General features: G+C 43.7%; 21 protein-coding genes. 5 read left to right on the top strand and 16 right to left on the bottom strand.

The features are described from left to right. Positions 1-120: 120 nt before the first annotated feature. The 6 genes from F0261_RS08295 to F0261_RS08320 all read right to left on the bottom strand — a co-directional run bounded on the left by F0261_RS08295 (position 121) and on the right by F0261_RS08320 (position 3,953). Positions 121-846, bottom strand: a complete 726-nt coding sequence (locus F0261_RS08295) for a FlgO family outer membrane protein (RefSeq protein WP_171337652.1) — start codon at positions 844-846, stop codon at positions 121-123. Between the two features lie 10 nt (positions 847-856). Beyond that, positions 857-1,621: a FlgO family outer membrane protein gene (locus F0261_RS08300; protein WP_014949957.1), complete on the bottom strand. Its 765-nt coding sequence runs from the start codon at positions 1,619-1,621 to the stop codon at positions 857-859. Positions 1,622-1,625: 4 nt separating this feature from the next. Beyond that, positions 1,626-2,291, bottom strand: coding sequence for a FlgO family outer membrane protein (locus tag F0261_RS08305; protein WP_171337654.1), 666 nt, complete (start codon positions 2,289-2,291; stop codon positions 1,626-1,628). A 384-nt stretch (positions 2,292-2,675) separates the two neighbouring features. Further along, positions 2,676-3,095 carry a GNAT family N-acetyltransferase gene (locus F0261_RS08310; RefSeq protein WP_014979681.1) on the bottom strand — a complete coding sequence of 140 codons (420 nt, stop codon included), beginning with the start codon at positions 3,093-3,095 and terminating at the stop codon, positions 2,676-2,678. 30 nt (positions 3,096-3,125) lie between these two features. Next, positions 3,126-3,470, bottom strand: coding sequence for a lactoylglutathione lyase (locus tag F0261_RS08315; protein WP_014979682.1), 345 nt, complete (start codon positions 3,468-3,470; stop codon positions 3,126-3,128). A 45-nt stretch (positions 3,471-3,515) separates the two neighbouring features. Continuing rightward, the gene (locus F0261_RS08320) at positions 3,516-3,953 is read right to left on the bottom strand and encodes a GNAT family N-acetyltransferase (RefSeq protein ID WP_014979683.1); all 438 of its coding nucleotides are present in this window, start codon (positions 3,951-3,953) and stop codon (positions 3,516-3,518) included. A gap of 269 nt (positions 3,954-4,222) precedes the next feature. Between F0261_RS08320 and F0261_RS08325 the strand changes: the two genes are divergently transcribed. Beyond that, complete coding sequence (locus F0261_RS08325; RefSeq protein ID WP_171337656.1) at positions 4,223-4,933, top strand: hypothetical protein; 711 nt, start codon at positions 4,223-4,225, stop codon at positions 4,931-4,933. Between the two features lie 106 nt (positions 4,934-5,039). Here F0261_RS08325 and F0261_RS08330 read toward each other — a convergent pair whose 3' ends face one another. After that, positions 5,040-5,531, bottom strand: coding sequence for a DUF2938 domain-containing protein (locus F0261_RS08330; protein ID WP_014979685.1), 492 nt, complete (start codon positions 5,529-5,531; stop codon positions 5,040-5,042). Positions 5,532-5,623: 92 nt separating this feature from the next. Between F0261_RS08330 and F0261_RS08335 the strand changes: the two genes are divergently transcribed. After that, positions 5,624-6,043 carry a helix-turn-helix domain-containing protein gene (locus F0261_RS08335; RefSeq protein WP_014979686.1) on the top strand — a complete coding sequence of 140 codons (420 nt, stop codon included), beginning with the start codon at positions 5,624-5,626 and terminating at the stop codon, positions 6,041-6,043. A gap of 60 nt (positions 6,044-6,103) precedes the next feature. Here F0261_RS08335 and F0261_RS08340 read toward each other — a convergent pair whose 3' ends face one another. Genes F0261_RS08340 through F0261_RS08350 form a run of 3 tightly spaced genes read right to left on the bottom strand, consistent with a single transcriptional unit; the run spans position 6,104 to position 8,012 of the window. After that, positions 6,104-6,592 carry a GNAT family N-acetyltransferase gene (locus F0261_RS08340; protein ID WP_171337737.1) on the bottom strand — a complete coding sequence of 163 codons (489 nt, stop codon included), beginning with the start codon at positions 6,590-6,592 and terminating at the stop codon, positions 6,104-6,106. A gap of 5 nt (positions 6,593-6,597) precedes the next feature. Further along, complete coding sequence (locus F0261_RS08345) at positions 6,598-7,329, bottom strand: SDR family oxidoreductase (RefSeq protein ID WP_171337658.1); 732 nt, start codon at positions 7,327-7,329, stop codon at positions 6,598-6,600. A 32-nt stretch (positions 7,330-7,361) separates the two neighbouring features. Beyond that, positions 7,362-8,012, bottom strand: coding sequence for a hypothetical protein (locus tag F0261_RS08350; RefSeq protein ID WP_171337660.1), 651 nt, complete (start codon positions 8,010-8,012; stop codon positions 7,362-7,364). A gap of 208 nt (positions 8,013-8,220) precedes the next feature. Here F0261_RS08350 and F0261_RS08355 point away from each other — a divergent pair, with 208 nt between their 5' ends. Next, complete coding sequence (locus tag F0261_RS08355) at positions 8,221-9,747, top strand: ATP-binding cassette domain-containing protein (protein ID WP_171337661.1); 1,527 nt, start codon at positions 8,221-8,223, stop codon at positions 9,745-9,747. Positions 9,748-9,970: 223 nt separating this feature from the next. On the opposite strand, the gene F0261_RS08360 is transcribed toward F0261_RS08355, so the two are convergent. The 3 genes from F0261_RS08360 to F0261_RS08370 form a co-directional block, all read right to left on the bottom strand. Further along, complete coding sequence (locus F0261_RS08360; RefSeq protein ID WP_171337663.1) at positions 9,971-10,654, bottom strand: DUF1826 domain-containing protein; 684 nt, start codon at positions 10,652-10,654, stop codon at positions 9,971-9,973. Between the two features lies 1 nt (position 10,655). Then, the gene (gene zigA, locus F0261_RS08365; protein WP_171337665.1) at positions 10,656-11,858 is read right to left on the bottom strand and encodes a zinc metallochaperone GTPase ZigA; all 1,203 of its coding nucleotides are present in this window, start codon (positions 11,856-11,858) and stop codon (positions 10,656-10,658) included. 81 nt (positions 11,859-11,939) lie between these two features. Beyond that, on the bottom strand, positions 11,940-12,065 hold the full coding sequence (locus F0261_RS08370) for an AraC family transcriptional regulator (RefSeq protein WP_232306400.1): 126 nt from the start codon (positions 12,063-12,065) through the stop codon (positions 11,940-11,942). Between F0261_RS08370 and F0261_RS19930 the strand changes: the two genes are divergently transcribed. Beyond that, positions 12,041-12,178, top strand: a complete 138-nt coding sequence (locus F0261_RS19930) for a hypothetical protein (RefSeq protein WP_253819340.1) — start codon at positions 12,041-12,043, stop codon at positions 12,176-12,178. The two genes, F0261_RS08370 and F0261_RS19930, sit on opposite strands and share 25 nt — an antisense overlap. Before the next feature lie 32 nt (positions 12,179-12,210). Here the strand turns inward: F0261_RS19930 and F0261_RS08380 are convergent, their stop codons facing one another. From F0261_RS08380 to F0261_RS08390, 3 genes are all read right to left on the bottom strand, one after another. Beyond that, entirely contained in the window at positions 12,211-12,771 is a 561-nt protein-coding gene (locus F0261_RS08380; protein WP_253819301.1) for an isochorismatase family protein, read from the bottom strand. Positions 12,772-12,853: 82 nt separating this feature from the next. After that, entirely contained in the window at positions 12,854-14,161 is a 1,308-nt protein-coding gene (locus F0261_RS08385) for a short-chain fatty acid transporter (protein WP_014979692.1), read from the bottom strand. Positions 14,162-14,228: 67 nt separating this feature from the next. Further along, positions 14,229-18,350, bottom strand: a complete 4,122-nt coding sequence (locus F0261_RS08390) for a hybrid sensor histidine kinase/response regulator (protein ID WP_171337667.1) — start codon at positions 18,348-18,350, stop codon at positions 14,229-14,231. Positions 18,351-18,708: 358 nt separating this feature from the next. On the opposite strand from F0261_RS08390, the gene F0261_RS08395 reads away from it, so the two are divergent. Continuing rightward, entirely contained in the window at positions 18,709-19,050 is a 342-nt protein-coding gene (locus F0261_RS08395) for a carboxymuconolactone decarboxylase family protein (protein WP_171337668.1), read from the top strand. Positions 19,051-19,066: the final 16 nt, after the last annotated feature.

A 19,066-nucleotide genomic window follows, 5' to 3' on the forward strand; every position in this document is an offset into this window, starting at 1 on the left:
CGGAGAGGTCTTTGTGAAAATTCTACCGTGCCTAGACACAAAAGATCGGATGTTTAGAGGTTTTAAAGCGAATATGAAATGAGTTCGCTTTCGAAAACAGAGTGCAAAGGAAGTAAATGGCTAGTTTACGCTAGCCATTTTATTTAAATCCATCACGATAAAAGCGGGAATGTATACGTTGGCGCTTGCCACCACTTGTTTATTTTCCAGCGACACAATACGGGCGTTTACGCGTACGCCTCTGTCATCTTCAATGATGGTGCCAGTTACAACATGGTCCATTTCAACCTGTTTAGCGAGTGCAGTACCATCTCGAGTAAGTACGAAATCGCCGATTGGCGTTACGGTAATGCCACCTGCAAGCTTAAAGTCGACAACCGCTAACCCAAAGTCTTGTAGCTCGGCTATTAGATACTCTGAAAGCTGATTGCCTAACACGGTGCTGTCGCTCAACGACTGATTAAGCCTAACAAAACTCGCCACCCCCACCATATCTTGCTGCGTAAGACGGGTTGCATTGTCCATTAACTCCATCGCAAGTTGCGAGGCGTAATCATTTAAGCGCTTGTGCGTTTGTGAAGGGGAATAGCCATGGTGTAGTGGGTCTTTATAGCCGGGTTCGACTTCCACGTGCTGTTGATATTGTCTATCGCGAGAATCTGGTGTGTACTCCAGCCCTGAACGGCTTGGTACAGGCACTGGCTCGGCGTGATGCGTAATTTCACCGTCTTCACCTAGCCAAAACGAGCCAGTAGACTCTGTGCTAGTGCACCCTGTCGTACATACACTTAGCATTATGCCAACGGCTACCCAACTGCTAGGCAAAAGCTTCTTTGTAAACACCATGCTGAAACTCCTAGCCGCGACTTAGCTTAACGCCATCGCGCATACCGTTTTGCTGGCTACCGTCACTTGGAATAAGTGCATCTACCACGTAGAACGGCACTAACATTTGCGCAGTTGCCACCACTGCGCGCGACTCCATACCCAAAATACGAGCGTTAACTAACACGCCACCTTGGTGCTTGGTCATTGTTCCGGTTAACACGTATTCAATAGGAAGGCTGCTGCTCAATTCCAAATAGTCTCGGCTCAATACAAAATCGCCATCGTCAGTAATGCGAATATACTCGGTGGCTTTGAAGTCGATAACCGGCACGCGGAATTTATGCAGTTCGTGAACAAAAGATTCCGCCATCTGACGACCAAGCAAATCTGTTTTCTGCAAGTCAGTATCTAGTAGTGCGAAATGGGTTACACCAATAGGTGTCTTGTTATTCACATATTCCATATTGGCAATTAAGTCTTGCGCCATGTTCTTCACATAGTCGCCAATATGCTTGGTTAGAGGTCGACCTTTATACGCGCCCTGTACGCTCGAATACAAAGGAGGTTGACCGATAGCGCCGTACGCGTCCATACCCTGAGACTGGGTATCACTGGTATTTTCAACTGGCTTTGAGGGAGCGCGGTCGGCGGCAGTAATATCAATCACGTTCATGGCCGGGCGCTGAGGCGCTTGTTCGGCTACCTCTTCTTCCCCCATCATCATAGAGCACCCGCTGACGCTTAGCAGTGAAGCACAAAGCGAAAGCGCCGCGTATTGATTTCGTCTTTTCATGGGGTTACCTCGTACCTTCAGTTCTGTATAACTTGCCGTTTCTGGTGGTTACTTGTTCTTCGCGCCAAAACAGTTCGGCAGGGAAAAAGCGTGTTGCTGCAGCGACAATGTTTTTATTTCTAGCGTTGATAATTCGAGCGTTAACCACCGCGCCAGACTCTTGATAAACCATAGTGCCGGTTATATAAAAATCGACGCGCTCAATGTTGGAAAGCTTGTCGATATCGCGGGTTAACACTCTGTCGCTTTCGTTACTAACAATTATATCGTTCGAAAGCTTAAATTCTTGAGTAGAAAAGCCTCTTTTCGTGGCCTCAGTAATCATTCCCTGTTCAAGTTGATGACCCAACAACATTAGCGGATGTTGATGATCAGCACTGTATTTCATAGTATCGGCAGGTACAAAGCCAACTACCGCATAGCGAGACTGACGTGCTGGACCCACATCAGCAAAAAGTTCGTTCGCCAGCATATAGGTGTGGTATTCCACATTACCCAATGCCGATACGTCGCTGGCATCGGTTTGCGCAAATTGACTCTTAGGTTCGTCAGATGAAGAGCAACCAGAGAGTAAGCCCAAGATAAGCGCGGTATATGCCAAGGCTTTCGCGACTAAGCGACCATTTTCTGTCAGCAAAGCGTGAGAGACAGGTTTTGTCTTACTTTTCATTACACGTGTCCAGTGAAAAACGTCAAATTTCTATCGGAAAGAAGCAAAAACTCATCGAAAAACAGTGATCAGCTACTACGCAAACCGACATTTCCAGTGTCTTTAAACAGGCTTTTGCAAAATTCACACCAAAGAGAGGCTACAAGTCGCGTTGAGAACGCTACTTTTAAGCGTGTTAGATAAGGCGGCTACTTTCAGGGGGATATAGCTTTTCAGTGCTGAAGGAATTTAAGATTCAACGCCATCCAATTCATAAAAAGCGGAGGGGACTTGCCGCCTTAGGACAGAAAGCTGCCGATAATTAATAGGCAATGATCACAATGCTAAGTGACTAAAGAACTTGAGGACTCCTGGGACTCTCATGCCGCGTTAATGACCAATTAGCTAAATAAACCTGCACATGCCTAAACCTAAGCTCAGACCATCGCGAGGTTCAAAACCGAATTTAAGATAGAAACTTTCCTTACCATGCGCAGCCAACAAGCCAATGGTTGCGCCAGGTGCGCAGCAAGACTCCAAATGTGCAATCAATGTGTTCATTATTTTCGATCCCAAGCCTTTATTCTGATGTTCTGGATGAATAATGACGTCTTGAATATAAAAATACATTGCGCCATCGCCAATCACCCGACCACAGCCTACAAGGTTGTTGTCGAGGTAAATTGTCGCCCAAAACAACGAGGCATCAAGACTTTTTTGAACAACCGATAGACACGGGTTACTCCATCCAATCAATTTTCTTAAACTGGCAAAGTCTTCAACTGACGGAGGGCTTTCTTTAACGGTGTAATTCGTATGCATCATTCGTCATTCCGTCCCTCGTTCTCGCCAAAGCTAGCTACCTAATTCGGTAATGTGAAGTAGTTCGCCCGACGGGCCCCACAGATAGAAAACACTTCCCCAATGTTGTTGCTCAATTGATGAAATTTTCGTTTTATGTAACGAGCGCGAGCACAAATCAAAAGCGTACTGAATGTCTGCTACACATATTTGTAGCATAAAGTTATTCGCCAATTCAGGATTATAAAAGCGCTGAAGAAAGAAGAGACAATCACCATTTTCAAACAGTGTTAGGTCTTCATTTACGTATTCTGCATTAAATCCAATCTCAGAATAAAATGCTTTAGAAATGTCGTAGTTTTTGCTTGGTATAAAAGTCTTAATATCTATGACATCCATATCTTGAGATCCCTCGCATTTCGCTGCTTTAAATTTAAGTCGTGGCTAAATGGCAATAACAGCAAGCATATCTTCGCCATCTTCATCTAACCCCACCTCTTCGAAACCAAAGCTTGAATAGAAGGCTTTGGCGACAGGATTCTTGGGGTTATAGCATATCTCTATCTGTTTGAGCTCAGAAGTTTGCTTTATAAGCGTGATAGCTTGAGATAAAGCAGCTCTGCCAATTCCATTATTCTGATGGCTCTCATCAATCATAAAGCGCCAAATGGACACTTTGGTTGGCGTTTCCTGAACCCACATGAAGAACCCTACGGGCTGGTCGTTGCAATAAATGGCTTTGCAGGTATGGTTCTCGTTGTAAAAAGACTCAACCAACGACCACATATTGCACGCAACAAAGGCTTGCTGATTTTCTGCCACATCCAAGTCACAAACCTGCTCATAGTTAGATTTGTTTATTTCTTTCAGTGAAATTTTCATCCTGTTTTCTTTTTCCAGTTAATTATTAAGAACAAATAAATAATTGTGGCTGTTTTGGTATTTTAAACTTTCTTATCAGCAATTGAGGTAAGTAATTTCGTTATTCATTGTGATATGTTGTTCTTGGTTCGTGTTTTAATCTTTATAATATAGTGACACGCTTTACAGGACTGTTGGTTAAGAGCATAAGGAATAGCGCTTTTTGACAGAGGCAATCTTCCCCACAACAAGCACAACCTCTTTCAGTTATTGAAATAAGGATATTTATATTGAAAAAACTCTCTTTTGTTTTGACCGTAGTACTGTTCACTACTGTGGGTTACTTTATCGGTTCGTTAACCAGTGAACCACTAATTCAGAAGAAAGACCAAGCAACTAACCTGAACAATACAGCAGTTCCCCTAGCGGATAAGTCAGGCTCAACTTCGTATCAAGCACTGACTTCAGCGGAAGAACTTATGGTGACGAAAATTGATACTGACGCTGAGCTAAAAAATGAAAAGCTAACTAGTAATGAAACCAAGGTTCACGCTTTAATTGAACCAGAAGAACCCATTGACGATACAAGTCACATTTTGAAGGTCAATAACGACGTTGCCACATTGGATACTAAGCGTTTAGGTTCTTTAACTATTACAGAATTAAGGGGCCTTGTAGAGACGATAAAGTTTGCTCCAAAAACTAGTGAAACCCTTTCAATAGAAAGCGATCTGCAAGATTCACTTATCGACAGACTAAATGAGCAAGACGCAGCACTGTATCAAGAGGCCGTTTGCAATAATGACCTTTGTGCAATAGAGGTGGTGTCAGATGACGCTGAAATATTAAATAGTCTAGTAGATGACTTAATGTTTGATGCAGACATTAAGTCCAGTATGCAAGGAGGCTTTGTTAGGCTATACAGTGAAGATAATCAGCACGTTGCTACATTTCTTGGCGTCAGAAAAGGTAAGGCATCAACTGTAATAATCGCCAACTGAGTAACCCCAGTCGCCTTTTATTTTACTAGCTAATGCCTTCCCTAGCCAGATTCTGTCTGGCAGTCTGCAGCTTCTATTTGTATTTACCGCTCGACCAATTCCATGACTATAAGGACAGGGCGAGCCTTAGAACCAATGCCGCAAGGTACAACCCTAAGCCAAATACTGCATGGTTTAAAACGCTGTGTAGACGGACAGCGCTAGGATTAGGCGTTTTCGATGCCGCAATACCCGCCCCCATACCTGGCTGCAATATAAAGAACGGTGCAACGACTGTAGCGATACCGAGCGCCACCGCTGGACCCAGCGTCGGTTCGAACAACCAAGATTCTCCGCATATGAAAATAAGCAGTGCTGCATAGGCAATTCCAATTAGGTAATGGGCTGTCCACCCAATAGTACTTTCCCCGTGAACAGCATGGGCACTTGAAATAGAAGTATGACGAACCTGCCCTTTTCTCATGTGCCCTATCCAGCGCCCCACCATGCCCCAATTGGTAGGGGCAATACCAAACAATTGCTTTCTCAACAAGGCCCATAAATCCATCACTAAAGTAGCTCCAATACCTATCAGCAAGATAAAAACAATACTTTCCATATTCACTCTCAATAACTAGTTTCAATTAACATGAGATGCTAGCCTACAACTTCAAGTTAACTTTAAGTCAAGTGCCTTTATGGGTAACAAGTATGGAAATATCTCGAGTAGCAAAAAAGTCAGGAGTGTCGGCATCAACACTGCGCTTTTATGAAGAAAAAGGCCTTATCAAATCTATTGGTCGACAAGGTATACGTCGCGTATTTAGCTCAAACGTACTAGAGCGCCTTGAATTAATCGCACTAGGCCGCGCAGCAGGTTTTTCACTGGAAGAAATTGCAGGAATACTAGGAACCGATGCAAAGCCTGATATAGACCGCGCTCTACTACTTAAAAAAGCGAACGAATTAGATGGAACAATCAAAAAATTAGAAGCCATGCGTGATGGTCTGCAGCATGCAGCTGCTTGCACGGCACCGAGTCATTTGGAATGTCCGAGGTTTCGTCGGTTGATGAACCTTGCAGCCGCAGGGGTGATTGAAGGCGTTGCCGCGAATAAAGCAGTAAAATAAATATCCGTATCAATGGAAACCACTCAACGCTTTGCGGGTCCTAAAGTCACCATCGAAGAGCTACCTCAAAATGGCAAAAATATGGCTATCGTAAAAACGTTCGTTTTTAAAAATGGCGCGTTGCAATATCGCTTCTTGCTTAAACCCTACATCTAGCAGCAGTCTTTGCGAAGCAAGATTGGATGAAAATACACAGGCAAAAATGCGCTCTATACTTGTGTTTGAGAAAGTAAGAGCGATAATTTGGCGCAGCGCGTCACGCATAATCCCTTTTCGCCAATGTGATGAACAAAGCCAGTACCCGACCTCTCCGGCTCTTTCATATTCAAAGTTTCCTGGGTTAACACCAATACACCCTACTAACTCGCCGTCGTACTCTACAGCTCTTATAAAACCTTCTTTGCTCCCCTCTTGAATCCACCATGTGGCATCTTCTTTTGTATAAGGGCTGGGAATTTTTGTCGACAGAAATTGCGTGACTGACGGTTGATTCAAAATATCTACCAGTCTACCCACATCGCTCATTTTAAAATCTCTGAGTGTTATCAGGCGCTTTACTTCCCACCCGCTAAATCAATAAACGACCCTGTAACATATGAAGACTGAGGTGATAGAAGCCAGGCTATCGCCTGTGCGACTTCATCTGCTGTACCGCCCCGCTGCATAGGAATTTGTAAGCTTAACCGCTCTACTCTGCCAGGTTCACCGCCATCGGCGTGAATGTCTGTTTTAATAAAACCAGGCCGGACGCTGTTTACACGAATGTTCTTCGCAGCAAGTTCTAATGAAAGCCCTTTGGTGAATGAATCCATTGCCCCTTTCGATGTTGCATAGTCGACGTATTCAAAAGGAGCACCAGTACGAGATGCAATGGACGAAACATTAACGATTGCGCCTCCAGCAACGCTTTGTTTGACAAAAGCCTTTGAACACAAGAATGCGCTAAGCACATTGGTATTAAGTACTTTAATGAAGCGCTCTGCACTGACGTTAATTAACTCAGTTTTGGTGAACAAAACACCCACATTGTTAACCAGGTGCGTTATTTCACCCCATCGGCCGTTCACAGTCTCAAACATGTTCAGCACTTGCGCTTCATCTGAAACATCGGCTTTATGAGCAAATGCAACGCCACCGTTGCCAGCTATCGACGCGCACACCCTATCCGCAGCATTTTTATCTGATAGGTAATTAACGCAAACCTTATAATCGTTACTTCCCAACAATTTAGCAGTTGCGGCACCGATACCGCGGCTCGCCCCAGTAACAATGACTACTTTTTCCACTCGATATCCCTTTCTAAAAAATTTGTTTACTCTTAACTCAGCAATCGCTTTATAAAATACGCTTGAGTACAACACACAATCACAATTAACGTTACTGAAATTTCTGAAGGCATTCCCAATTGTGCAAGAGCGATAACAGGCTCAGGTAGCTTCCCACCGATAAATATTAAGTGGCGAAGGTCAAAAAAGACTGGGAAAATTGAGTAGCATAGCAGGTCATAAAACATAAAAGCGCCGAATACACACACTTTTCTCAAGATACCCACAGGGCTGCATAGCCAAAGGAAAATGGTACATAGCAAAGAGATTAAGTAAGTTGTACCACTTCCCATCAAAAGCACGACCGCCACACGGTTTTGGTCGTATAAAACGCTGCTATGCTGTATGTTTATGATTGGCTTTATAATGTAAGAGTTAAATTCGCGGTGAATATCAACACTTAAAGATTTTACCTCTGGAATGAAACTAACAACTGCTACCGCACTGCCGGGCCAATGCTTTATATGATTCAGCGCCCCCATTTCCGGAAAAATTTCGAAGCCAGGCCAAACAGCAATGACTAACTGCCCCATCCCTAATATTTTCCCTACTATTCCGTGCCCTAGCTCGTGTATTAAAACTGAAATAATAAAATAAATGAGTGCTACACAGATTAGTGTAAATCCTTTTTTAAACGTAATCATTCCTTGTTCTCTTAGCTAATCGATTTGGGGCAATAAGTATTAAAGTTGAAGCTGTTGGTTTTTAATACAAATACTAAGAGGTGTAAATTACATCAAGGTTCCCAAGATAATCGTGATTAAACATAGAGCACCATTTTCGAAAGGCACAGCAGGCTAATAAGCTCTACTGAGGAATAACACCATTGACAGGTAAACAGAAAACTTCACAATGGTTCTACTTTATATTCACTCGCGATCATTAATGCTGTACCTTTCTGAATTTCAAATAAAGCTTTCTAATCAATACATTACTCCTGCATTTTCGCTAGCGCTCTGTACTGAAAGTGCGCCGTCGCACTTCCTTATCGCAGGCAGAAACAGTAGCGGAAAGTCACTCTTAATTTCCGCGCTTGCCGGTAGTGGGAAGGTCGTAAGCGGTAGTCGTGAATGTAGTTCGGTTGTTGCAGAAGTATCGGTTTTTAAACAGCAAGCGTTAATTGAAGAAGAAAAACAAAAAGACAGTGCGGATATTTTAGACGTAATAGCTGAGCCAACACAGGTTCGCGAACTATTCGCGGGCATCAATAAAGATTACCAAAGTCATCGTTATTACAACGAGCTAGCCTCTGCGCTTAGAATTGAGCATTTGCTAGATAATGGGTTTCTTTCACTTTCAACAGGTGAAACCCGCAAGATTATTATCATGTTGGCATGGTTAAGTAATGCCTCTATTATTTTGCTTGATGAACCCTTCGAAGGTTTAGATGTTGAAGCGATAAGCGCATTTAGTCGCTTTCTTGTCTCTCAGCAGCAAGCTTCTTTAGTACTTACCGCCAACAAACTCGCAGATATTCCCAAGAATATGCAAGCCCAGTTGATTGTCATGGATGACTTGGCTATTACGTGGAAATCTGAAGATAAACTTAACTATGACGGTTTGCGCTCAGAATTAAGCACCTGGTTTGCACTAGAGTCTGATGATATCAATGTTCCCTTAGCCCTTAACGCTAAAGACAAGCACGGCGATGACCCCAATCGCAATGACCGAAACCTCAATGAGCAAAACAGTGAGTTAGATTCACTACCTCATACCTTAATTCAGCTTAAAGATGGGTTCGTGCGCTTCGATGAGCGAACCGTATTTGAAAAGCTTAACTTTACGCTTAACAAAAATGAGCATTGGCAGATCACTGGTCCAAATGGGTCAGGCAAAACCTGTTTGCTTCAAATGTTTACCGGTGATAATTCCCATTGTTATATCAACGATTTAACAATGTTTGGCATAAAACGTGGCACAGGCGAGAGCATATGGGACATTAAAAAGCACATTGGAATTATGTCGAATGCGCTCCACATGCAGTACAAAGTGAATGCAAGTGTTGAGCACGTTATCATTTCAGGCTTTCACGACAGTATTGGTCTGTACACTCGCCCCACGCTAGCGGAACGCATGGTGGCAGAGCAGTGGCTTGAAGTACTGGGGTTGAAACAGAAAAAGAACACGCCGTTTCAGTCACTGTCTTTTGGTGACCAGCGATTAGTACTTATTGCACGTTCTATGGTTAAGCACCCCGCCGTGCTTATTTTGGATGAACCTTGCAATGGTTTAGACGACTTCAACCGACAGAAAGCGCTTAAGCTTATTGATATATTGGCTAGGGCTGGCACAAGTACACTGCTGTATGTGAATCACCATGCAGAAGAACGCATTCCTAGCATTCACAATACGTTAAATATGAAAGACTATAATGTTTAAGGGTATATGTTGAAAAACTTGGCTTTTCAGGTCTTCGCTAAAAAGGTGTGGCACTTGCCTGTTAGGCAATTAGCCTTAAAGCTGGAAGCTTAAAAGCGGATATTTAAGAAGATTAGCGAGGCTAGGTACCGAGAGAGAAAAAAGCGCTATCACAAGGGAAAACTCATGGAAAAAGTGATAGCGCCGAAGTAACCGAGGGTGAGGTACAATAAGTACTTAAAAACTACATGGGATCCAGGGTAAGCAACACGCGATGAGTACCAGAGATGACTTTGCAGGACCGGTGCACGGCGGCAAATTCTTCATGGCCCTGCCACGACTTACCTTTAAGTAAACCCACATCAAACGCGTTCATTTGCCTAACGCTGCTCTCTCGATAATGCTGGCCCAACCTATTCTTAGTAAGCCCTTGTGTATTCGCGTCGTTAAGACCAATCATTGGGCGTGTAACCACACTTTCTTTCGGTAGCCACTCTGTTCCTTCGCCCAAATAGGTATTCACCAACCGAACAGGAATATTGTCCACATGAAAGCTTGGGCACATTGCTGATGAAAGGGGCACTAACCTTACGCCCACACTGTCACAGTCAAATAGCGTGGTGAGCATGTCAGACAGCAAATAAATATCGTCAATGGCAGCCTGCTTTCCGGCACTATTTCTTCCATCAGGTAAAAGCTTTGCGATTTCCTCTTTCAGTGATGTTAAAGAGAAAACACCGCGAATCCCCATTCCTAATGATTTAAAAACGTCGACATAATATTGCGTGACAAGTGGTACTTCAGGCCTTGTCCATAACGCAACGCTTATCCCTTTTTCAAAGATATCGCCCAACACCATCGCATCGGCGCTTGAACGCCAAGAGTCACTGTGTTCAAAGGAAGTAATGTGGTCTTGTAACGCCTGCATATTAGTGCTCCCAAGCAGGAAATGGGTCAGGCATTTCAGCCCAAACATGATGACCTTGAATAAGCTGTTCGTCTGTTAACAAGCAACTATCTAACCGCTCGATAATGTCGTTTTTATTAAGCCCTTGTCCAATGAACACCAGTTCTTGACGCATGTCACCGAAGGGCTCCATCCATTGTTCTTCAATCGCTTTAAGGTATTCAGGGTCTTCAGGCCACTGCTCTTTGGGTACGGCTTTCCAAAACAGCCCAGCGGCCCCATATCTCGCCATACCGCCAGCTTGGCTCCAGCTGCCAGCTAATTGAGGGCGTGTTGCCAGCCAGAAGAAGCCTTTTGAACGAATTAACTTACCTGCAATGTCTTTACTATGAATAAAATCATAAAACTTCTGCGGATCGAACGGACGTCGCGCTTCGTACGAAAAGCTGCTTATACCAAACTCTTCAGTCTCTGGTACGTGCTCGCCACGCATTTCTTTCAGCCAACCAGGCGACTGCTGAGCACGCTCGAAGCTAAACCGCCCTGTGTTCAGCACTTTGTCGAGGGGCACTTTTCCATGCTCGATAGGAACTTGAATAGCCTCGGTGTTGAGGGTTTGCAGAATACTTTTAAGCCGCGCCAACTCTTGTTCAGAGACTAAGTCGGTTTTGCTTATTAGCAATATATCAGCAAATTCCACTTGTTCGACCAACAAGTCTGCCACACTTCGCTCGTCTTCCTCCCCCAAGCTCTCACCCACTTCGTTGAGAAACTTAGCTTCGTCATAGTCTTTAAGAAAATTCAATGCATCGACAACGGTAACCATCGAATCGAGGCGTGATATTTCCGACAAGCTTTTACCGTCTTCATCGGCAAACGTAAAGGTCTCAGCTACAGGCAAAGGTTCCGAAATACCTGTAGACTCTATTACCAGATAATCGTATTTACCTTCATGCGCTAAACGCTCTATCTCTTCAAGCAAATCTTCTCGCAACGTGCAGCAAATACAGCCATTGCTCATTTCAACTAGCTTTTCTTCGGCTCGATTAAAGCTAACTTCATTTTTCACCGTAGCAGCATCGATATTGATTTCACTCATATCGTTAACAATGACGGCTACTCTTAATCCATCACGATTATTCAGAATATGGTTTAGAACCGTGGTCTTACCGGCGCCTAAAAAGCCCGAAAGTACGGTAACGGGAAGCTGAGTTTGAATTGACATAACGACTCGCTAAGTTTCACTTTAAATATCGAATTTAATAAATGTTATAACATAACAATTGAAATGAAAATAACGATATGATTAATTTATTGCAAAACGCTTGCGGTATTCCACCGGACTAAGCCCATACTCTTTACGGAATATCTTCCTAAATGCATTGACGTTTTGATAGCCCACGTTGAATGCAATATCAGCAATGCTGCGCATTGATACTTCAATTCGCTGACAAGCATGATGACGCCATTGGTCATCTATTGGCGCTGGATTCTATGCAAGCACGTGGTATTGACATTGTATCGATAGAAACTGCATTTGCTTAGCTCCGACTTGTTTCGCTCATCACGTTGTTCGACTACTTGATGAGCGCTAACACTTCTCGGAATTTTGGATGCTGGCATGATTTTAAAAGGCCAAAAAGTGTCATCTCAAAACTGCTGATCCGTGCGCCCTGCTCACGCATATTTTGGATGGCGAGTACAGCATTTGAAGACTCTCTTGAAGAAATGCATTCCTGTATTACTTCCACAGTGTGATTATTTTCCAATAAACCCGTTACCGTTTGATAAACGCATACGTGCGCTTCAATTCCTACAACCAGCCATCGACTTAATTCCATTTCACCAATGTACGCCAGTATTTCGGACGAGCACTGGTCAGTACCCGCTACAGCGTTAAAAGTAAACTTCTTAAAGTGAGGGTCGCTTGCGACATGAGTTTCAATTTCAGGGACTGTTCTCCCCAAGCCATCAGGATTTTGCTCAAGTACAACTACGGGAATATTGAGCAATTTACAACACTGTATTAGCTTTGCGGTTTTGCATATCATTGCTTTGCTATCGCTGACTCTTCGAGCCAGCGCGCCCTGAACATCTACGATCAACAACCCTACCTTTTCTTCGTCTAAATGCATCATTCACACCGCTTGTGTTTAAGTTGTGGCTTCATATTCGGCTCTATTCGCCTTGTTTGACGGCGTTAAATTGCTCTCTAAATCCTCACACAAACCGCAATACCAAGGAAATAATGACACCGGTTACTATAAGCTGAACTAAGCAAAAGCCCATAATGTCTTTGGCTTTCAGGCCGGCTATGGCAAGTACGGGTAGCGCCCAAAATGGCTGAATCAAATTGGTCCACGCATCACCCCACGCTACCGCCATGGCAACTCTATTTATTTCGGCTCCAAGTTCAGCGGCAGCCGGCAAGATTACTGGGGCTTGCACTGCCCACTGACCTCCCCCCGAAGGCACAAAAATGTTAACAATGCCTGCGCTAATAAAACTCCATACTGGCAGCGACTCTGCAGATGCAAAGCTAATCAGCCATTCTGACATGGTTTGGGCCAATCCTGATTGAACCATTACCGCCATGATCCCCGCATAAAATGGGAACTGTATAACAATACCACTACCGCCCTGAACGGCTTGCTGCAGGCTGTGCAGTACATTGCGTGGTGTACCGTGAAGGACAATAGCGAGAAAGAGAAATAGCGTATTAACGATATTGAGATTAAGCCCGCCCCCTGAAACAAAGTAGTTAGTGAGATAAGCAAGCCCTGCAAAGCCTACGAGTAACCCAAGCACCTTGCTGTTTTCAAGTTTGTCGGCGGGCCGCTCGTTTGTTGCCGAAGGCAAAGCGTCATCTTTTAGCTTGGCGCTATCGACAATAATGCTTTCAGATTCAGGCGGTAACATTAAACGATTAATAAGAGGAATAATCACGAACATGATTGCCAATAACAGCAAGTTAAACCCACTGAAAATAGTCTCTCCAGTGCCAACTACGCCAATCTGTGCTTCTGAAAAATGACCCGGCGTTGCAATAGTTAAGGGCACAGAGCCCGCTAGACCGCCATGCCATACAATAAAGCCTGAGTACGCGCTTGCCACCAATAACCGATAATCAACCGACACTTTTCTTGCTAAGGCTTTAGCAAACAACGCGCCCACAACAAGACCAAAGCCCCAGTTTATCCAGCTTGCGATAAGCGACACTAACGTGACCAGCACAATGGCGCTCCCAGGACTTTTTGCTAAGCTCGCAAGCCTCTCAAGTAAGGATTTTACTAACGGCGTGCATGCCAGCATAAACCCAGTGACTAGCACTAAGAGCATTTGCATTGAAAATGTGAGCAGCCCCCAAAATCCGTCACCCCACTGTTGAATAGTTGTAAGTGGAGACTGATTTTGAATGACCACTGCAAACGCAAACGTAATTAGGGTGAGTAATAAAACGAAAATGTAGGGGTCAGGAAGATATCGTTCGACGAGTTTGACGAAGGGTTTTGATGCTCGGTTTAGCATTAACGCTCTCACAACATGTTAAAAACTTGTTGCATATTAACGCGTTTATTTCCCCGTTGGCGAGGGTCTAGTTAACTTTGTTGAGCCAGTGCTGTAATGTTGAAGTTACTTTATTGTGCTCTATGGGTTTGGTAAGGAAATCATCCATACCGGCTTTCATACACATATCTTTGTCGCCCTGCATTGCATTCGCCGTCATCGCTATGATGGGTACACGTTTGTAAACGTCGCCGGCTGCACCATAGCGAATAAGCTTGGTTGCTTCGAACCCGTCCATTTCCGGCATTTGGCAATCCATGACAATTGCGCTGTAATGCGCCTTTAGCTTGCTGCTTTTTAACAGTTCTAACGCTTCTACACCGTTGTTGGCAACGTCAACCACATACCCTTCGCTTTCTAGAACATTGGTGGCCACTATTTGATTAATGGCATTGTCTTCTACTAACAAGATTCGATAAGCATTATCATCAGAGGTGTATTTTGCGTTTTCTTCAGGTGATTGCACATGCTGAGTGTTGCCTTCGATAATATGAACCGGATCATCCTCCCGTTTTTTAAAGCGTGGTATAGCTTCATAGTCAGATGTATTTACTGATTCCTCTACAATTCGAATTAAATCTGAAGAGGTCAGTGGCTTAGGAAGACTCTCATCAACGTCTACTCCGCCATAGACAACAGAGCTCTCCATGTCGCTTAGCTGTGTCATTAATACCAAACGCGTATGTTTTGTTCTGGGGTTATTTAAAAGTATCTGGCCGAAGTGTTGTGAAAACTCCTCCTCTTCTGCTTTCTCCAGAAATACAACATCAATGGGTATTGCCGGTATCTCTTGCTCGCTGTCTTTCAAATATAAGCTAATCGCTTCCTCAATCGAAGATGCGGTCAGCGTAAGCACTCCCCAAAGTTTCAGCTGGCTTTGCATGGCACGTCTTGTTGAAGCATTGTCGTCAATAATCAGGCAACACATGTCTTGTTTAGCAAGCTGAGGGCGCACAGCGTTGCGTTGCTCGGCGTAGCGAATTTCGCATGTCACATCAAAACGGCTGCCTTTGCCAAGCTCGGTGGTAACACTTATGTCTCCTCCTAACAATTGGCATAGCTTTTTGGTAATGCTCAACCCGAGCCCTGTTCCGCCATAGCGTCTAGTTGTAGAAGCGTCGACCTGTGTAAACGCATCGAACAAGTGAGGTAGTTTTGACGCGGGAATACCAATGCCCGTATCTGCCACCGCAATGTGCATAAGCGCAGTATTCTGATTGTTAGTAGGAAGCAATTCTGCCGTGACAGAGAGCTCTCCTTGCTCGGTAAATTTAACGGCGTTGCTTAAAAGGTTTGTGAGGATTTGTTGAATTCGGCTGGGGTCTGAGTTTATTTTCGACTCACTGACCTTTGACAAATCTACAACAACATCCAGCCCTTTTTCTTGCGCTAAATGCGCAACCGATTGAGCAATGTTCTCAATCAATTCCCTTACATCAAATTCAACGGACTCAATCTCGAGTTTATCCGCTTCTATTTTAGAGAAATCCAAAATATCATTAATCAGGGCCAGTAGAGAATTAGCGCTTGAGCTTGCGATGTTGACACGCTGTGATTGCTCAGTAGTTAGGTTGCTTTTCTTAAGCAGACCCAGCATCCCTATCACGCCGTTCATTGGCGTTCTAATTTCATGGCTCATATTTGCAAGGAATTCAGACTTCAACTTGGTTGCTTCTTCGGCTTGTTCCAGCGCCTTTTTCAAATCGTTGGCCTGTGCTTTCAACGAGGCTGTTTTTTCTGAAACTTGTTGCTCTAGCGCCTGAACAAAGCGCTTCTGCTTGGTAATTTCTGTTTGCTGTAAGTGGGTTCTTAAGTAAATGATCAACAGAACAATGCCGAGTAAAAACGCAATGTAAATGCTGTATGCCCACCATGTTTTCCAAGGAGCTGCTGCTACATGCAAATTAACCGACATGACTTCACTGCCCCATTCACCATTGGGCTTCATTGCTTTGACCAGAAATGTATAGGTGCCACCATTTAGGTTAGTAAATGAAACGTTGTTGTGATTTCCGATATCAATCCACTGTTCATCGTACCCTTCTAATTTGTAGGAAAAATGCGAACGCTTGGGATCAGAGAAGTCTAGAAGAGCAAATTCTATTGAGAAGAAATAGTCTTCGTAGGAAAGACTGATATCCGTTACGTAGGATAGTGGCTTATCAAGGCTTACTGCTTCGCCCATTTTATTGAACCCAGTTAGCACAATTTTAGAATCGACTAACTCAGACTGTCCTGACACATACTCAAAATATTCAATACCTCGCTGGCTACTGGTAAAGAACGTGTTGTTAGCGGCGCTAAGTAAACTGTTTGAATAGAAGTTCTGACTTACAGCCCCTGCAGTGCTAGTGTAATTAATGGCACTTTCAGTAGCCGGATTAAAAAGAAAGATCCCTTTATTCGTGGTAAGCCAAAGCTGGCCCTCGTCGCCGTCTGCAATCGCTCTTACTAAGGTAGCGGGCAACCCTTTCTGCTCCCCAAACCAATCAAAGGATTTCGATTCAGGCTTATAAAGGTTCAACCCCCGTTGGGTTGCAATCCAAATTTGGCCGTTTTTGGTCTCATGAATATCTTCGACGATGCTGCCCAACAGACCTGCATTGTGATCTTCATTATACTCAATCTGAGTGAAAGTATTGTCCTGAATGGACCATAAATTTACGCCGCTTCCAGTGCCAATCCACATATTTCCTTGAGAGTCATTAACAATGGCGTGAATCTCTGGGTGAGCTAAACCGTCAGTCGTTGAAAGATGTCTAAAGGCGCCAGATTGCACGTTGTATATATAAACACCATGCTTGTAGGTACCTATCCATACATTGCCTTCGTTATCTAACGCTAACGCTCTGAATTCTCTGAACTGGCGATATTTGCTGTCTTCTCGGGGATATTCTAAGCGACTTACATTTCCATTCTTTCTGTTAACATGTGTAATAAAGTTGTCTTGTGCCACCCAAATATTGCCGTGTTTATCGGGGACAATAATAGGTCGTTCTATAACTCCCCTATTTGAATATTCACTTTCTTCTTTAAATACCGAGTCAAATTCCTTTTGGAGTATTTGCTCTTTCACTTTCCATGTATAAATTTCAGCATTTGCTGTAGCAATCAATACATCGCCACTATTTTTGAAGGTATCTATCTCAATGCCACTGGGTGAAACTAATGAGTCACTGTTGATCTGCTTGATTTTACGGCGAGGAGATAGTTTAAATATGCCGTGAACTTCACTGGTTACCCATTTAGTTTTAGTGTGGTCTTCATATATTATGCGAAGCCCGTTGTCATTGCCGAAGTCCATCTTCTCTACGTAATTTCCCTCACCTGTATGTCTATAAAGACCCGTGGTGGTCACAAACCAAATACACCCTTCGTGATCTTCAATCATTGAGTTCACTTGGCCTAATGCTTTGCCGTCTCGCGTAGTTTGTGCAAGGAACACGCCTGAACTTGGAAAGAAAAGAAAAGGGCCTTCCTGAGTCGCCACATAGAATTGACTTGACGACGTACGCAGCAAGCTACGTATTTCATTGGCTCCTGTCGCAGTACGATTATCAGGGTCGGGAAAGAAGTGTTTGGCGGTGAGAGTTCTTTTGTCTAGCAAGTTCAAGCCAAAACTGGTGGCTACCCACAGGCTGTTATCATTATTATCCATAATGTCCCAAATGCGATTATGAGACAGACTGTGGTCCTCATTGTTTTTCTTTTGAACCCTTTCGAACTCCCCATTTCCCAGAAAACGATTTAAACCTTGGTCATACGAACCTAGCCAAATTTGGCCCGTTTTATCGTGGAAGAGCGATTGAATGCGGTTTGAAGAAAGCGAGCGTGAGTCATTCGGATCATTTAAGTAGTGTGAATAGATGCCGGTTCGAGGGTCATACTTGTTTACGCCGCCGCCCCAAGTACCCACCCAAATATTCCCTTCTGCGTCCAGCATCAGGTTACCGGCGTCATTATGAGAAAGCCCTTGACCATGTTCACTATCAGATTCAAACAGTGTGACTTTCCGACCGTCGTAGCGCATTACGCCATTTTCAGCAGTACCAAACCATAAAAACCCTTGGCGGTCTTGGATAATGGAATAAATTTCTGAGGAAACAAAGCCGTCATCAGCGGTTAATAGCTCCACCGAATATTCATTCATAAGCTTATCTGAGCCTGTTGCCCAAGAAAAAGAAGTGTAAAAAAGACTAAGAAGAGCAATTGCAAACACGCGTACTGGAGAAAGTACGAGGCATGATAGATTCGCAGAGGTGATATTCTTCAAAGTAAGAATCGAGACGATAAATTAAACTTTGTTCACCTTAAAACATCTTGCTATTGCAATCTATTCTACAAAAGACGCATTTGTCACATAAAAGAGGTGACTTTTTGACCTGCATCATATTGTCTTAAGCATTATCCTCTATGATTAACTCGAGGCAGGATATATCCATTCATTTATTAGCTTACAAAATATATCAGCAATTGATGAGCCAATTAAATTTTAATAGGAGCGTTCGATGACCAAATCATACAAACAAATTACTGCAAGCTTAAATCCGTACCTAGCTGAAGTTAAAAAAGGGGTCCCAGATGTTATGAAGGGTTTCTCTGATATGGCAAAAGCGGCAACAGCAGACGGTGCATTAGATAAAAAAACGAAAGAACTCATTGCGCTTGCTATTGGTATCGCGACGCGTTGTGATGGGTGTATAGGCTTTCATGCAAAAGCGTTAGTTCAGTTAGGTGCGACGCGAGAAGAGATAGAAGAAGTATGCGGAATGTCTGTCTATATGGGCGGGGGCCCCTCGTTTATGTACGCGGCAGATGCCTTGCGTGCTTTCGATGAATTCAGTGAATAGCAATTAAAGAAAAGGG

Source organism: Alteromonas sp. 07-89-2 (genome assembly GCF_013113925.1).
Classification (GTDB): Bacteria; Pseudomonadota; Gammaproteobacteria; order Enterobacterales; family Alteromonadaceae; genus Alteromonas; species Alteromonas macleodii.

Excerpts from the sequence above, each read along its gene's own strand:
- F0261_RS08370 (WP_232306400.1), bottom strand. The coding sequence starts at position 12,065 with ATGCGCAGCATTGCTGATATTGCATTCAACGTGGGCTATCAAAACGTC.
- F0261_RS08355 (WP_171337661.1), top strand. The coding sequence starts at position 8,221 with ATGGTTCTACTTTATATTCACTCGCGATCATTAATGCTGTACCTTTCT.
- F0261_RS19930 (WP_253819340.1), top strand. The coding sequence starts at position 12,041 with ATGCAATATCAGCAATGCTGCGCATTGATACTTCAATTCGCTGACAAG.
- zigA (WP_171337665.1), bottom strand. The coding sequence starts at position 11,858 with ATGTCAATTCAAACTCAGCTTCCCGTTACCGTACTTTCGGGCTTTTTA.
- F0261_RS08315 (WP_014979682.1), bottom strand. The coding sequence starts at position 3,470 with ATGGATGTCATAGATATTAAGACTTTTATACCAAGCAAAAACTACGAC.
- F0261_RS08320 (WP_014979683.1), bottom strand. The coding sequence starts at position 3,953 with ATGAAAATTTCACTGAAAGAAATAAACAAATCTAACTATGAGCAGGTT.
- F0261_RS08295 (WP_171337652.1), bottom strand. The coding sequence starts at position 846 with ATGGTGTTTACAAAGAAGCTTTTGCCTAGCAGTTGGGTAGCCGTTGGC.
- F0261_RS08310 (WP_014979681.1), bottom strand. The coding sequence starts at position 3,095 with ATGATGCATACGAATTACACCGTTAAAGAAAGCCCTCCGTCAGTTGAA.
- F0261_RS08390 (WP_171337667.1), bottom strand. The coding sequence starts at position 18,350 with ATGAATGAATATTCGGTGGAGCTATTAACCGCTGATGACGGCTTTGTT.
- F0261_RS08380 (WP_253819301.1), bottom strand. The coding sequence starts at position 12,771 with ATGATGCATTTAGACGAAGAAAAGGTAGGGTTGTTGATCGTAGATGTT.
- F0261_RS08300 (WP_014949957.1), bottom strand. The coding sequence starts at position 1,621 with ATGAAAAGACGAAATCAATACGCGGCGCTTTCGCTTTGTGCTTCACTG.
- F0261_RS08335 (WP_014979686.1), top strand. The coding sequence starts at position 5,624 with ATGGAAATATCTCGAGTAGCAAAAAAGTCAGGAGTGTCGGCATCAACA.
- F0261_RS08395 (WP_171337668.1), top strand. The coding sequence starts at position 18,709 with ATGACCAAATCATACAAACAAATTACTGCAAGCTTAAATCCGTACCTA.
- F0261_RS08305 (WP_171337654.1), bottom strand. The coding sequence starts at position 2,291 with ATGAAAAGTAAGACAAAACCTGTCTCTCACGCTTTGCTGACAGAAAAT.
- F0261_RS08330 (WP_014979685.1), bottom strand. The coding sequence starts at position 5,531 with ATGGAAAGTATTGTTTTTATCTTGCTGATAGGTATTGGAGCTACTTTA.
- F0261_RS08385 (WP_014979692.1), bottom strand. The coding sequence starts at position 14,161 with ATGCTAAACCGAGCATCAAAACCCTTCGTCAAACTCGTCGAACGATAT.
- F0261_RS08360 (WP_171337663.1), bottom strand. The coding sequence starts at position 10,654 with ATGCAGGCGTTACAAGACCACATTACTTCCTTTGAACACAGTGACTCT.
- F0261_RS08350 (WP_171337660.1), bottom strand. The coding sequence starts at position 8,012 with ATGATTACGTTTAAAAAAGGATTTACACTAATCTGTGTAGCACTCATT.